The 13,913-nt window shown below is 46.8% G+C and carries 16 protein-coding genes and 1 pseudogene; 11 read left to right on the top strand and 6 right to left on the bottom strand.

The window, feature by feature from the left end:
• The first annotated feature begins 176 nt into the window (after window positions 1–176).
• From AC3A8L_RS02820 to AC3A8L_RS02805, 4 genes are all read left to right on the top strand, one after another.
• On the top strand, window positions 177–455 hold the full coding sequence (locus tag AC3A8L_RS02820; RefSeq protein WP_487960704.1) for a YebG family protein: 279 nt from the start codon (window positions 177–179) through the stop codon (window positions 453–455).
• Window positions 456–636: 181 nt separating this feature from the next.
• Complete coding sequence (apbC, locus tag AC3A8L_RS02815) at window positions 637–1,782, top strand: iron-sulfur cluster carrier protein ApbC (RefSeq protein WP_487960703.1); 1,146 nt, start codon at window positions 637–639, stop codon at window positions 1,780–1,782.
• A 30-nt stretch (window positions 1,783–1,812) separates the two neighbouring features.
• The gene (gene dcd / locus AC3A8L_RS02810; protein WP_487960702.1) at window positions 1,813–2,382 is read left to right on the top strand and encodes a dCTP deaminase; all 570 of its coding nucleotides are present in this window, start codon (window positions 1,813–1,815) and stop codon (window positions 2,380–2,382) included.
• A gap of 135 nt (window positions 2,383–2,517) precedes the next feature.
• Window positions 2,518–2,979, top strand: a complete 462-nt coding sequence (locus AC3A8L_RS02805; protein WP_487960701.1) for a hypothetical protein — start codon at window positions 2,518–2,520, stop codon at window positions 2,977–2,979.
• Between the two features lie 198 nt (window positions 2,980–3,177).
• On the opposite strand, the gene can is transcribed toward AC3A8L_RS02805, so the two are convergent.
• Window positions 3,178–3,816 carry a carbonate dehydratase gene (gene can / locus AC3A8L_RS02800; RefSeq protein WP_487960700.1) on the bottom strand — a complete coding sequence of 213 codons (639 nt, stop codon included), beginning with the start codon at window positions 3,814–3,816 and terminating at the stop codon, window positions 3,178–3,180.
• Between the two features lie 83 nt (window positions 3,817–3,899).
• Between can and sbcB the strand changes: the two genes are divergently transcribed.
• The 3 genes from sbcB to msrA all read left to right on the top strand — a co-directional run bounded on the left by sbcB (window position 3,900) and on the right by msrA (window position 6,158).
• The gene (sbcB, locus tag AC3A8L_RS02795; protein WP_487960699.1) at window positions 3,900–5,333 is read left to right on the top strand and encodes an exodeoxyribonuclease I; all 1,434 of its coding nucleotides are present in this window, start codon (window positions 3,900–3,902) and stop codon (window positions 5,331–5,333) included.
• Window positions 5,334–5,523: 190 nt separating this feature from the next.
• The gene (locus tag AC3A8L_RS02790; protein ID WP_487960698.1) at window positions 5,524–5,751 is read left to right on the top strand and encodes a hypothetical protein; all 228 of its coding nucleotides are present in this window, start codon (window positions 5,524–5,526) and stop codon (window positions 5,749–5,751) included.
• Window positions 5,748–6,158: a peptide-methionine (S)-S-oxide reductase MsrA gene (gene msrA / locus AC3A8L_RS02785; protein ID WP_487960706.1), complete on the top strand. Its 411-nt coding sequence runs from the start codon at window positions 5,748–5,750 to the stop codon at window positions 6,156–6,158. Before AC3A8L_RS02790 ends, msrA begins: the two co-directional genes overlap by 4 nt.
• 118 nt (window positions 6,159–6,276) lie before the next feature.
• Here the strand turns inward: msrA and AC3A8L_RS02780 are convergent, their stop codons facing one another.
• A complete protein-coding gene (locus AC3A8L_RS02780) occupies window positions 6,277–6,981 on the bottom strand; it encodes a hypothetical protein (RefSeq protein ID WP_487960697.1) in 705 nt (234 codons plus the stop codon).
• 287 nt (window positions 6,982–7,268) lie between these two features.
• On the opposite strand from AC3A8L_RS02780, the pseudogene AC3A8L_RS02775 reads away from it, so the two are divergent.
• From AC3A8L_RS02775 to AC3A8L_RS02760, 4 genes and pseudogenes are all read left to right on the top strand, one after another.
• Window positions 7,269–7,826, top strand: a pseudogene (locus tag AC3A8L_RS02775) (elongation factor P hydroxylase).
• 72 nt (window positions 7,827–7,898) lie between these two features.
• Complete coding sequence (locus AC3A8L_RS02770) at window positions 7,899–9,020, top strand: 4-phosphoerythronate dehydrogenase (protein WP_487960696.1); 1,122 nt, start codon at window positions 7,899–7,901, stop codon at window positions 9,018–9,020.
• Between the two features lie 31 nt (window positions 9,021–9,051).
• Window positions 9,052–10,152 carry an ATP-NAD kinase family protein gene (locus AC3A8L_RS02765; protein WP_487960695.1) on the top strand — a complete coding sequence of 367 codons (1,101 nt, stop codon included), beginning with the start codon at window positions 9,052–9,054 and terminating at the stop codon, window positions 10,150–10,152.
• Between the two features lie 184 nt (window positions 10,153–10,336).
• Complete coding sequence (locus tag AC3A8L_RS02760; protein WP_487960694.1) at window positions 10,337–11,266, top strand: class I SAM-dependent methyltransferase; 930 nt, start codon at window positions 10,337–10,339, stop codon at window positions 11,264–11,266.
• Here AC3A8L_RS02760 and AC3A8L_RS02755 read toward each other — a convergent pair.
• From AC3A8L_RS02755 to AC3A8L_RS02740, 4 genes are all read right to left on the bottom strand, one after another.
• On the bottom strand, window positions 11,263–11,973 hold the full coding sequence (locus AC3A8L_RS02755) for an electron transport complex subunit E (RefSeq protein WP_487960693.1): 711 nt from the start codon (window positions 11,971–11,973) through the stop codon (window positions 11,263–11,265). The genes AC3A8L_RS02760 and AC3A8L_RS02755 overlap by 4 nt on opposite strands.
• A complete protein-coding gene (rsxG, locus tag AC3A8L_RS02750) occupies window positions 11,970–12,623 on the bottom strand; it encodes an electron transport complex subunit RsxG (protein WP_487960692.1) in 654 nt (217 codons plus the stop codon). Before rsxG ends, AC3A8L_RS02755 begins: the two co-directional genes overlap by 4 nt.
• 2 nt (window positions 12,624–12,625) lie before the next feature.
• Entirely contained in the window at window positions 12,626–13,684 is a 1,059-nt protein-coding gene (gene rsxD, locus AC3A8L_RS02745) for an electron transport complex subunit RsxD (RefSeq protein ID WP_487960691.1), read from the bottom strand.
• A gap of 62 nt (window positions 13,685–13,746) precedes the next feature.
• Complete coding sequence (locus AC3A8L_RS02740) at window positions 13,747–13,899, bottom strand: hypothetical protein (RefSeq protein ID WP_487960705.1); 153 nt, start codon at window positions 13,897–13,899, stop codon at window positions 13,747–13,749.
• Window positions 13,900–13,913: the final 14 nt, after the last annotated feature.

The raw sequence follows: 13,913 nt of genomic DNA, 5'->3' as shown, positions 1-13,913 counted from the left end.
GCCCATGGATGGCTTGAACGGCCCAGAAAATGATCAGTTTGCCGGCCTATTTGTGTATGGCTGAATAGTTACATTAATTGTTTCACTGTAATGCAGGGTCTGGGGATAATAAACCTTGACCCCGTGGATCAAAACGAATACTGTTCGTACATACAGTTAATTGTGAGGATACATTTATGGCAGTACTTGCTGTTTGGCAATGTGATCGGGATGGGGCTATGTTCAAAAACAAAAAAGATGCCGACGACCATGACAAAATGTTGGAGCTGGCAGAAAACATTACAGCTTTGATCGAGCAAAACATCACCGGTGTTGATGAAGCGCAAGCTGAAGCCATTGGTTTGTTGTTGGCTAAACGCCGCGATATTTTAGCGCGAGCCTGTAAAAATAAGCCGGAGCTTCTGTTAGAGGAAGAACCTGAAGAGCATAACGATGGCGATGTTATCGTTAAGTAGCTTTACCGTTTAAAAGGCCCGCACGCTAATGTGGGAGCCTTTTTTATGTGATATCGCGTAAGCCTCGAAGCTAATAGTTTCGAGGCTTTTTGCTGTTTGGCGATTAAATGCTGGGATTGAGTGCACCCGAAGGTGATAGCCGCTAAAATGGCGACCTCATTTTTATTGTTGCAGAAGTTCTATGTCTATTTCGCCGTTCTCTTTTTTACCTCTTGTATCGTTGCCCTCGATATTGGCCACTAAATTATCGTCTGTGCCGGTAATCGTTGATTTTGCTTGCTCGGTGGCTGACGTGACGGTAGGGGTCGATATTTCGTCCGAGAGTGGTGACGAGCGCTGTTCGTTGATTCTGCAGTTACCTCAAGTTCTACAAAAAAACAAAGAGGCGATCACTGAATCTATTGAAGTCGCTTTAATTGCCGATTACAGCAACGTGAGTGTTGAATTTCAGTGGTTACCAGCTTTGCCTGTACTTTCGCAGGGTCGAGAGCCGATTGCAGGTGTTAAGCAGGTGATCGCAGTAGCTTCAGGTAAAGGTGGGGTGGGGAAATCTACAACGGCGGTCAATTTGGCGCTGGCCTTGAAGGCTTTAGGGGCCAAGGTTGGCGTTCTTGATGCTGATATTTACGGGCCTAGCCAAGCGGTAATGTTGGATATAGAAGACAAGCGCCCCGAAATTCTACCCGGTAAACGCATGATCGCCATTCCGTCGCCTCATGGTGTGTTTGCCATAGGTATGGGCAATTTAGTCAGTGGTAATACGCCAATGGCGTGGCGTGGTCCGATGGCGACCGGTGCTTTGCAACAAATGTTGCGGCAGACCGATTGGCCAGACTTGGATTATCTCATTATCGATATGCCGCCGGGTACGGGCGATATTCATTTAACGCTCTCGCAAACGGTACCTGTTAGTGGCAGCGTAATTGTGACCACTCCGCAGGATATTGCTTTGTTGGATGCAAAAAAAGGCATAGAGCTATTTCGTAAGGTAAATATTGAAGTGCTGGGTGTCGTTGAGAATATGTCAGTTCATACCTGCTCTGAATGCGGCCATTCGGAAGCTATCTTTGGTGAGCATGGTGGCGACGTTTTAGCACAAGAATATGACACCCAAGTGATTGGGCGCTTACCTTTGAAATTGGCGATTAGGCAGGGTGCGGATAGCGGCTGCCCGTCTGTGATTGCGGATGAAACGAGTCCAGAGTCTTTAGTATATTTGGCCGTCGCGCAGCGAGTGGCTTTGCAGTTATTTTTGAATCAGCGTAAGGCGCTGGTTTCTGACGGTAGTCCCTCGTCATCGCCGTTGATGACGGAAAGCGACGACTAGCGTTTATTCATTAATTATTTGGAGAAAAACATGTCAATTAAGTCAGATAAGTGGATTCGCCGAATGGCGGAAGAGCAAGAAATGATTTCCCCTTTCGCTAAAGAGCAGGTGCGTTATGGTGAAAAAGGTGACCGGTTAATTTCTTATGGTACTTCGAGCTATGGCTACGACGTGCGCTGTGCCGACGAATTTAAGATATTTACCAATGTACATTCGGTGACAGTAGATCCGAAGAATTTTGATGAAAGTAGCTTTGTTGATGTTAAAAGCGATGTTTGTATTATTCCGCCCAATTCCTTTGCGCTAGCGCGAACCGTTGAATATTTTAAAATTCCACGCAGTGTATTGACTGTCTGTTTGGGGAAGTCGACTTATGCTCGTTGCGGAATTATTGTGAATGTGACGCCGCTTGAGCCAGAGTGGGAAGGGCATGTAACGTTAGAGTTTTCGAATACAACGCCATTACCTGCAAAAATTTATGCTAACGAAGGTGTTGCGCAAATGTTGTTTTTTGAAAGCGATGAAATTTGTGAAACAAGTTATGCCGACCGGGGTGGTAAATACCAAGGGCAGACGGGCGTTACTTTGCCGCAAACTTAATTAATGGTAACTATTCAGGTGGCTTAGAAATAATGCCCACCTAAAAGGCGAATTGATCATTTTCCTGCCTATTTGAGCATGGCTGAATAGTTACAATTAATGTTAATGATACACACCTGTTAAATAGGCTTTTTTGTGAAAAAGACTCGCTACCTCATTATCGTTATGCTGCCTTTTTTAGCCGCCGCTTTATTGCCGTGGTTGGTGCCCGATGCCGTGCCCCGAGTGGCGAATTTGAGTGTATTTTGGGTGGGGGTAATTAATGTTTTTATGGCGGGTTTTGTTGTTGGCGATGGTGCGCAAGAGATGCTGCAAAGCGAAGCATCGGCTGGTCGTATTCGTTTGCGTATTGTTTCAGCCGTTGCGTTGGTTGCGCTGGTATTAATGGCGGCCGCGCTGCACTTGGCTTGGTCACCTATGGCATCTATTGCTGTAATGGCTTTGGTTTTATATTTTAACAGTCAGCTGCTGCGTTCAACCGTTTATGGTCGTGCTATAGGGGTGCTGGATTATGCGGTATTTCAAAAATATATTTGGGTGGCGTTAGGCTGTTTGTTAATGCTGCTATTAAGTTACTACCGATATTTTAAAGCTTAGGAGCGTGCACGGAATAAGTTGCTGGAGTTTGGGTTTTTGGGTGCTTGCTTGTCGAGGCGACAATATGGCGTAATAGCCGGCTATTGCAAATATTTATAACGAAGGCAAGCGTGCACCCAGGAATTCAAAAACGGGAAGTTATTTCATGCGCGCCACTTAGATATGCCAGTGCACGGATGGCCATGCACTGGATGTTGATTAAAGTTTTCTTTTGACTCGGTATTGTTCTGCAACTTGTTCGACATTATCGATGCTGGGTGTTAGTTCTTTAAGTAACCCATCATGAATATCATAAATCCAGCCATGAACGGACAGTTCCTGTCCTGCTTCCCACGCGTTTTGTATGCAAGGTAGGTGCGATACATTGGCCACTTGTTGTGCCACATTCAGTTCGCACAGTAAATCTACGCGCTCTTTATCGCTAAGATCTTCCCCGAAGGCGTTTTGTTTATTGAAATAAACATCTCGAATATTGCGAAGCCAGTGGTCAACCAGGCCGACTTGTTGGTCGTCCATTGCTGCTTGTACACCACCGCAGCCATAGTGACCGCAAACAATAATATGTTTAACCTTGAGTACAGCTACGGCGTAATAAATAACGGATAAACAATTGAGGTCGGTGTGCACTACGGTATTGGCAATGTTGCGGTGAACAAACAGCTCGCCCGGTAATAGACCGACAATTTCGTTGGCGGGCACGCGGCTATCGGAACAGCCAATCCACAAGTATTCAGGCGATTGCTGTGCGGCAAGCTTTTCAAAAAAATGTGGATCTTCCGCTTTAATCTCTTCGGCCCAGCGTATATTGTTGTCAAAAAGTGCGTTTAGATCATTCATTGTATTTATGTCTCTTTGTGATTGGCGAGAGTATACCCAATTTATTAGGTGATAAAAATCAGACTAAAAGTAAGGTTTCTTCTGTGAGCGAACCCACGCTGTACTGGCACGATTATGAGACATGGGGGGCAACCCCTTCGATTGACCGCCCCTGCCAATTTGCAGGTTTAAGGACTAACCTGGCGTTAGAGCCTATTGCGGAACCCGATGTTTGGTTTTGTCAGCCAACACCTGATGTATTACCACACCCCGAAGCTATTTTGGTAACGGGGATTACCCCGCAGCATGCGGAGCTGAATGGCGTGCCCGAGCCAGCTTTTACGCGAAGGGTGCATGCCGTGCTCGCTGCGCCAAATACCTGTGGCGTGGGTTATAACAGTATTCGTTTTGATGATGAGGTCGGGCGCTATACGTTTTACCGTAACTTCTACGACCCTTATGCGCGGGAATGGCAGCATGGCAATTCCCGCTGGGACATCATCGATATGGTGCGTACTTGTTATGCTTTGCGTCCTGAGGGGATTGAATGGCCGACTATTGATGGGCGAGTGAGTTTTAAATTGGAAGCCTTGTCGGCGGCCAATAAGCTTGCACACGCAAAGGCACACGATGCGCTGAGCGATGTTGAGGCAACGATAGCGCTGGCAAAGCTCATAAAAGCGCGTCAGCCACAGCTGTATGACCATATCTTCCAAATGCGCTTAAAGAGCAATGTTGCTCAGAGTATTGATGTTAAGCGTCGAAAACCCTTCCTACATATATCCTCTAGATTTTCGTCGGATCATGGCTGTGCTGCGTTAGTTGTACCGTTAGCTTTTCATCCTAAAAATAAAAATGCTGTGCTCGTCTTTAATTTGGCGCAAGACCCTACTGAGCTTATTCGTTTAACCGCAGAAGACATTGCCGCGCGCGTTTTTACCTCCGCGGCTAATTTGCCCGAAGGACAGGCTCGGATTGAGTTAAAGGCCGTACATTTGAATAAGAGTCCCGTGGTTTTGACTCCTAAGTTGCTCACGTCGAAAAATGCATTGCGGTTGAAAATTGACGTTGCTCGCTGTGAAAAGCATTGGCAACAAATACTGCAGTACGACTTGGCCGATAAGGTGGCTAAAGCGTTTGCATTGAGTGAGTTTGATAAGCGCCCCGATGAGGAACAGCAGTTATACGATGGTTTTTTAGCTCCACGAGATAAGCCTTTACTTGATGAGATTAGGGGTGCAGACAAGGCGCTGCTCAAGGCGGCTAATTTTAATTTCAGTGATAAACGTTATAGCGGTTTGTTGTTGCGTTACAAAGGGCGCTTTTTCCCGGAGACGCTGTCAGCTTCTGAACGCGTGGAGTGGGATGATATTTGTCATCGGCGCTGGTTTGAGGGCGTGGAAGGGTATTTAACGCTGGAGCAGTTTGAGGCTCGGATTAAAGCCTTGGTTGATGAGGGGATATCGCCCGAACAACAAGAAAATTTGGCCCAAGCTTTGCTTTGGGTTAAGGGTGAATTACCGCAAGTAACGAATTAAAAGGCAAAAACAGGCTTGTTACGCCTAAAATGTCCTTGTGACACAAAGTATTATTGCATTTGTGCTGTTTGATTGCTAAAACAATATGATACGCCGCAATTTGTGCGGCCTAGCGCAAGTGCAATCTAATCTATGGTTGTTCGCTTTAAACATGCGCTGTTTGTTGAATCTGACACCACAGGTAGCAAACATGTTGGTTGATTCCCAAAAGGATCCAATATTGTATTCAGAGGCTGCGCTGCCAGGGCGCGATGAACCCATTATCGGGTTCGAGCCTCATGCTGTTCTCGGTACGCCTATCGAACCCCCGTACCCGCCTTACTTTGAGCGCGCCTTGTTTGGCATGGGGTGCTTCTGGGGGGTGGAAAAACTCTTCTGGGGTGTTAAGGGGGTACATACAACGGCGGTGCAGGCATAACACCGAACCCGCTATACAAAGAGGTTTGCTCTGGTTTAACGGGCCATAATGAGCTTGCTCTTGTTGTATATAATCCCAAAAAGCTTTGGTATCGAGATCTTTTAAAGCTATTTTGGGAGAGCCACAATCCTACGCAGGGCTTTCGGCAGGGCAACGATGTAGGTCCGCAGTATCGATCCGGTATTTATCCACTAACACCAGAACAACATTTTCTAGCGAAACAAAGCCATGACGCTTATAGCGCTAAGCTTAAGCGTCTAGATGAAGGCCGAGTCACAACCGAAATTGTTAACAATCCCGCCTTTTATTTTGCTGAAGAATACCATCAACAGTATTTGGCTAAAAATCCGGAGGGTTATTGCAGTATGCTGAACCTTGAGGCTACCGGCCTTCCAGGTTTTGTGTAGGGAAATAGCGTTTATAATTATTTTGAAAGCTGTTTTGAAACTTGTTTTGAAAGTAAAAAAATCCCAGCGTCTTATGAGTAAGGCGCTGGGATTTTTATTTTTGTTGTAAGTAAAGCGGTTAGCGCTGACCGTCGTCAACGAGCATACTAATAGCGGCTAGGGCCTCAGGATCTTCATCTTTAATTTTATTGGCGATATGATGCTGGAAGAAGTATTTAAAGTGACCGTGTTCTTGGGCGGGGTACAGGCAGCTATCCCCAGGTAGCACTGGTGTGCTTTTGATTTTTTTATCATCAATTAGCATGCCTTCAATAGAACCGTCGTTATTGAGCCTCCAACTGACGACTTCAAACAGTGATAATCTGCGCTTTTCCAGGTCTGACAAAACCGCATGAGTACCAATTAAGTCGGGTATCTCCTGCACGATATCGTCGGGATTGTCGCTATCGTACTCGTAATATTCAGCCGCTGTTTCGACCTCGACGACTTTATGCATCGGTGGTTCGAAAAAGATCTCGTCGATACCTGAGTCGTAATAACCTTCGAATTGTCCATTCAAGGGGTCTTGAATGTCTGTGCAAGGGATGACTTTGTCGAGCCATGGGACCAGGCCTACAATTTCGCCAGTAGCGCGAAGGCCCCAGGCAAGAATTTTTAGGCTGTAGAGTTTTTCTTCGCTTGAATCGTTGGAGTAAAGCATTTCAAGGCCGTCGAGCTCTGCCGCAAGCCGAATAAAGCGTGCGTCATGGCCAGACTTATATGACTGGCCGGTGAAGAGGTCGATAACATTATCAATATCATGACCTGAGTCTGAAGTCTTCATGGGTGTCACCTCCGAGCAGTGGGCTTTTGCTGATGCAAATTGATCACTTACTTGTTTTGCTTTTACGCAAAACCCTTAAGTTATATTGCGTTTACAGCATTAGCCGGTGGTGGAATAGGTCCATCTGCCTTAACAGTATATGCAGATTTGCCGTAACTCAATACTTGAATGCAGTTTTTTTCGCTGCGTGGCGTATTTTGTCACCTGAGTGGAGGTTATTTTTGGTGACATGCGAAGGGCAATGAAACCGTTTAATATAACCTTCTTTTAACAATCACTACCCGCTTATGCCTGACCATTCTTATACCGACCTGATTACGCTCTTCGAAGCGTGTTTTAGCGACAAGTTCAATACCCGCTTAGTGAAAGGAAACGATGAACCGATTTACATTCCTGGTGGAGTTCATGTGGAGGGTTATGAAATTGAAAACTATCACCAAGTCATATTTGCCCACGGTTTTTTTCGCAGCGCGCTTCACGAGGCCGCACATTGGCTCGTGGCTGGCGATTTGAGAAGACTTCAGGTCGATTATGGTTATTGGTATGCGCCGGATGGTAGAAGCGCTGACCAGCAGACTGAGTTCGAGTCAGTAGAGGTGAAGCCGCAGGCGGTTTAGTGGGTGTTGACCAAGGCTTGCGATCATTCGTTTGGTGTTAGTGTGGATAACCTGAGCGGTGAAGCAACGGATCCGTTGCCCTTCAAACGTGCTGTATTACAGCGGGTGGAGACACTACAGCGTGATGGTTTGTCTTTCCGGGCAGAGACGTTGCGGCAAGCATTGGCACAGTTTTATGGTACGCCGCTTGAATTTGGCGATGTCACGTTCAGAATTGATGAGCTATAAACGCCGCTTAAAGCTGGCTGAATCGTCGCGTTAATAAGTGTAAACTGCGCGCTTTTGACAAAGGTGTATCCCGTGACTTCTCTGCGTATTGTTGCCGACGAAAATATCCCCGCACTCGATAAGCTATTTGGTGATCTTGGAAGCATAATCAAACTCCCCGGTCGCAATATGTCGGCCGATGATTTGGATGGCGCTGATGTATTGTTGGTGCGCTCTGTAACAAAAGTTAATGCAGGTTTGTTGGCAAAAAGTCGCGTTAAATTTGTGGGCACTTGTACTATCGGTACGGATCACCTGGATAAGCGTTATTTAGGTGAGGCTGGCATTGCTTGGTCAGCCGCACCAGGCTGTAATGCTGGCGGTGTTGTGCAATATGCGTTGGCGGCGATGGCCACTTACTGCCCAGATTGGGCGACAAAAACCGTGGGCATTGTGGGGTGCGGCAATGTGGGTGGGCGTTTGTATCGTACTTTAAAGGCGCTAGGTGTACGGGTAAAAGTGAGCGACCCGTTTAAAGAAGCGACAGATATCCCAGATTTAACCACGCTCGATGATGTTTTAACCGCAGACATTATTTGTGTTCACACCCCGCTTATACTTGATGGCGAGCACCCCACCGAAAACTTAATCAATGCGACCAACCTGCTGAAAATAAAGTCTGACGCTTTACTGATTAGCGCAGGTAGGGGGGAAGTGATTGATAACCAAGCCCTCTATGAGCACTTGAAAAAAACGCCGACTTTAAATGTTGTGTTAGATGTGTGGCGCGGTGAGCCCGACATTTTCACTCCATTAATGCCTTTGGTGCGTTGCGGTACCCCGCACATTGCGGGGTACAGTTTTGAAGGAAAACTGAATGGCTCACTAATGATTTATCAAGCGCTAGCCAAAACCTTAGCGCTCGACCCTGTCGCTGTAGCGGCGCGCTTAACGCAGGTGAAAAGTGAAGTGTTGGGTGATGCCGAGCCGTTAACGGCTAATTCAATTAATGACGCGGTATTAGCAACGTATGATTTAAAAGCCGATCACCAATTAATCGACGCGGCAATTGATTCTGGCGAGTCAATGAAAACGGCTTTTGATAAGCTACGAAAAGCCTATTGGCAGCGTCGCGAACTAGGGCATTATTATTGCCCTCAAAAGTCGGGTGATGTGTTTGAATTTTTACAGCTTGTAAACAGTGTGAAAAAATAAAACCATGGCAAAGTTTAGAATAGGCTTTTTGATGAACCCCTATGCGGGCATTGGTGGCCCGGCTGGTTTTAAAGGCAGTGACTTAGTCGAGCTTCAAAAAAAGGCTTGTGATGGCAGCATACCGCTGCGTGCTCCAGAGCGCGCACAGACGTTTTGGCAGCAGTTAGCGCCTGCGCTCAATGATATTGAAATTGTTAGCGCGCCAGCACAAATGGGTGCTGATTGGCTGAGCGCTTGGGGTTTGGAATATACGGCTGTCGATTTACTACTACCGACTCAAACCTCTTGTGCAGATACCATTGAAGCGGCAAAAATGCTGCGTGATGAAAAAGTTGATCTCATTGTTTTTGTGGGTGGTGACGGTACAGCGCGCGATATGTTTACCGCGCTTGGTGAAAGCACTTTAGTGCTAGGGATCCCGTCGGGTGTGAAAATGCATTCCGGCGTTTATGCAATCAACCCACAATGCGCTGCCGAATTACTGATGCAAATGCTGAGCGGTGAATTAATCGCGGAAAGTTTGCAGGAAATTCGGGATATTGATGAGGTGTTGTTTCGTGAAGGGAAAGTTAAAGCCCGTTATTTTGGCCAAATGTGTGTGCCAGCGGCTGCGCAATTTGTACAGGCGGTAAAGCAGGGTGGGGTAGAAGTTGAGGAACTGGTCCTTATTGATATAGCTGCTCACCTGCGAGAAATTTTGAACGATCAATCATTCATTATCTGGGCGCCGGGTTCTACAACTTTGGGTGTGCTTCGGGAATGGGGGCATGAGGGGACTTTGTTGGGGGTGGACGTATTACTGCCGACAGGATCCTTAATTCGTGACGTTAATGCTGAACAATTACAGCAGCTGCTTGATCAGCACTCGGGTGATGCTGAGTTAGTATTAACGGCTATTGGTGGCCAAGGGCATATTATTGGTCGTGGTAATCAGCAGGTCACGGTAGACATATTGCGAAAACTAGGACGAGACCATGTGCATGTTATCGCGACACGCACAAAAATATTATCTTTGAACGGACGACCTTTGTTACTCGATTCCGGGTGCCGCATGCTCGATGCACAGTGGTCTGGTCTAATTCCTGTTATTGCCGGATATAACGATGTGTTGTTATACCCTGTCGGTAATTAATACCCTAGGGGCGTGCACTGAATAAGTTGCTGGAATTTGGGTTTTTGGGTGCTTGCTTGACGAGGCGAAAATATGGCGTAATAGCTGGCTATTGCAAATATTTTTAACGAAGGCAAGCCTGCACCCAGGAATTCAAAAACGGGAAGTTATTTAATGCACGCCCCCTATTTATAAGTAAGCCCCAATGACTCCAAAAATTGATTTTTCTCCGGTTGAAAAATGCTGCAGTGATTTTTTCAGTGCTGAAACATTACCGCTCAATTCCCAGCGTATTTTTCATGGCCGCGGGCATTATTACCCCGGCCTAGAATGGTGCGTGTTGGATTATTATGCCCCCATTGTTCTGCTGACAGTTTTTAGTGTGCCTGACGAGCAAGCATTAACGGATCTAACCGCTTCTTTATTGAATCGACTGCCTGATGGCGTGACACATTTTGCTGTTCAGCGTAGAGATTTAGCCGACGTTCCTTATGAGTGGCATCGCGGTGGTGTGCAAGAGGGGGAAAGCTTTTTTGCCCAGCGTGGATCTTTAAAATTCAACTTAGACTTTAAGCAGCAAAACAGCGGCTATTTTTTAGATATGGAGCCTGGGCGTGAGTGGTTGGCTGCTTACTCAGCGGGCGCACGTGTACTTAATTTATTTGCCTATACCTGTGCTTTTTCTGTGGTGGCCATAGAAAACGGCGCGCAGAGTGTTGTTAATGTCGATTTAAGTCGCCGCTCGTTAACCACGGGCCGTGAAAATCATCGTCTGAATAATCACGATACCAATAAAGTGAAGTTTTTAGGTATCGATATTTTGAAGTCGTGGGGAAAGCTGAAAAAAATGGGGCCGTACGATATCGTGATCGTGGACCCACCCAGTTTTCAAAAAGGGAGTTTTGTGGCAACTAAGGATTATCAGAAAGTGGTCCGGCGTTTACCCGAGCTGCTGACCGAAACCGGAAAAGTATTAGCTTGCCTTAATGCCCCAGAATTCACCAGTGAATACCTTAAGGCAATTTTTGCAGAGCAGGCGCCGTCATTATCTTTTTTGGAGCGACTTACCCCCAGCGAGGATTTCCCCGATGAGGATGAAGAGCGAAAATTGAAGTTGTTGGTGTATAGCAACTAGGCGATTTTACCTGTTGTCCTTACACGCTTACTGCCTTTAACCACAGTGCTTGCCGCAGCGCGCTTGCGTTCGATATTGGCGTCTATGGCGTTTTTGGCGGCAATTAATAAGCCGGCAACTATAAAAGCGCCAGGCGGCAGAACGGCAACTAGAAAGCTTGGGTAGTCGGAGCCAAATAGAGTGATTGTTAAGTCAACACCGTCACCCAGTAGTAAATGCATATCGGCAAATAATGTACCTTGGCCTAAAATTTCGCGTACACCACCAATAACGACTAATACCGCGCCAAAACCAAGCCCCATCATTAAGCCATCATAAATGGATGGCAGGATTGGGTTTTTACTGGCGAAGGCATCGGCGCGCCCTAGAATCACGCAGTTAGTCACGATTAGAGGAATGAAAATACCCAATATTTGGTAGAGCTCGTAAGTAAAAGCCTGCATCAGCAACTCGGTACACGTTGTGAAAGCGGCGATAATCATGACGAAGGCGGGTAGTTTGATGGCATCGGTCACGGCGTTTCGAATAATGGAGACAGCCATGTTCGACCCGACAAGTACGAGCATGGTTGCTAGTGCTAATCCTAAGGCGTTAACGACAGACCCTGAGACAGCAAGTAACGGGCACAAGCCTAGCAGTTGAACAAGTGCAGGGTTATTACTCCATAAACCTGTACGAGTTATTTCTTTGTAGTCGACGTTACTCACGGGTTTGCTCCTGCCGTTTTAGTTTGCTGTGCAGTTTTAAGCCACTGTGCTTTGTTTTTAAGGAAGAGTTCCACTGTGCGTTTTACACGGTTAACAACGGCGCGCGGGGTAATTGTTGCACCTGTAAATTGGTCAAAATGACCGCCATCTTTTTTGACTGCCCACTGTGAAGCTATCGGATTAGAAAGTGATGTGCCGTCAAAGCTGCGTATCCATTGCGATTTGCGTAAATCTATTTTATCGCCTAACCCCGGTGTTTCTTTGTGTGCCAGTACGCGTGCGCCGGCAAGTGTGCCATCAACATTAATGGCGACAATGAGTTTGATGTCTCCACTGTAGCCATCGTGTGCAATGGCGGGTATCACAAAAGCAATGGGGGTGTTATTGAATCGCGCAATGTTGATGTCTATGGTGGCGTTAAAGCCGAGGGATTCGCTGTCTATTAGCGATAACGGCAGTGTATCTGCCAGCATGTCATTATCGTGCCGCGTGGCTGGAATCATATCGATGAGTGCAGCAGAGGCGGCCTTACGTTCTTCTGCGGCAATACGGGTTTTGGTACTTTGAAATGTGAGCGCAATAACGGCAGCGGTTGCAGCGGCAAAAGCGCCAAGGATTAAACTATTTTTGGTTATAGACTGGCCTAGCATGACTAAGAGTTCTCTGTTCTAGTTGCGCGCTTGGCTTTTGCGTGGCCATAGGTGCGCGGTAGGGTGTAGTAGTCAATAAAGGGGGCTGCAAAATTCATGAGTAATACGGCAAAAGCAATGGCGTCGGGATAGTTACCCCATACGCGAATAATGTAAACCAGGCCGCCAATAAAGGCACCGTAGATAAGGCGTCCTTTGTTACTGGTTGCAGAAGATACGGGATCGGTCACGATGAAAAAAGCACCCAACATAGTGGCGCCGGAAAATAAATGCAGGAGGGGTGAACCACCGCTTGATGAGCTACCACCGTCGTAAAAAATAGTAGCAAAAAGACCGAGTGTGATTAGCATGGCTACTGGAGCGTGCCAGGTGAAAACCTTTCTGGCTAATAAAAAGAGGCCGCCCATCAAAAAAGCAACGTTAACCCATTCATAGCCTGCACCAGCCATAATACCTTGAGTGAAAATGGCTTGGGTGTTGTAGATGTCTTCGGCGGTCATGCCATTACTTTGTTTAAATATATCGAGTGGTGTGGCTGCTGTGAGCGCGTCGAGCGGCGCAGAGCCAATAATCATTTGCCCCAATGTTGATAGGTCGAATAGGGCGCTGGTAGCCGAGAGTGCTTCGGGGGCTAGCCATAACGTCATGTATTGTGGGAATGAGATTAGCAGTACAACATAACCAATCATGGCGGGGTTAAAAGGGTTGTAACCTAAGCCCCCGTAGAGGTGTTTCGCAATGACGATGCTGGCGATCATGCCGACAGCAATTAACCACCAGCTGCTGCCTGGCGGGAGTGCAACGGCTAGCAGAATGGCCGTAACCAATGCACTTAAATCTTTTAGGTAAAATAAAACAGGGCGTTTGCGTAGCTTCAGAATTATGGCTTCAAAGCTTAAGGCAAAAATACTCGCAATAATAATGTTTGAGAGGGTCCCTAGTCCAAAGAACCACGTGAGTACTGCAACGCCTGGGATGGTAGCCAGCAGTACATCGCGCATAACGCGTTGTGTAGTGTTGGGGTTGTGCGTATGGGGTGATGAAGCGCGCAAAAAAGCCATTCAAAAAGCCAGTAGTCATTAACAGGGGAGGGAATAAATGAGGGCTTTCGCCCTCATTGTGTTTACTTTTCTACTTGGTGCATGTGTACATCTTGTTGCGGGTAAGGAATAGAAACGCCATTCGCATCGAATGTGTTTTTAATTTCTTCTAGCAGTGCCCAGCGTGTTGGCCAGTAATCACCAGAGGCAACCCAAGGGCGTACAACAAAGTTCACGCTGCTATCACCTA

The sequence above is a fragment of the Marinagarivorans sp. genome (assembly GCF_982758155.1).
This window is presented reverse-complemented; position numbering and strand designations above follow the sequence as displayed.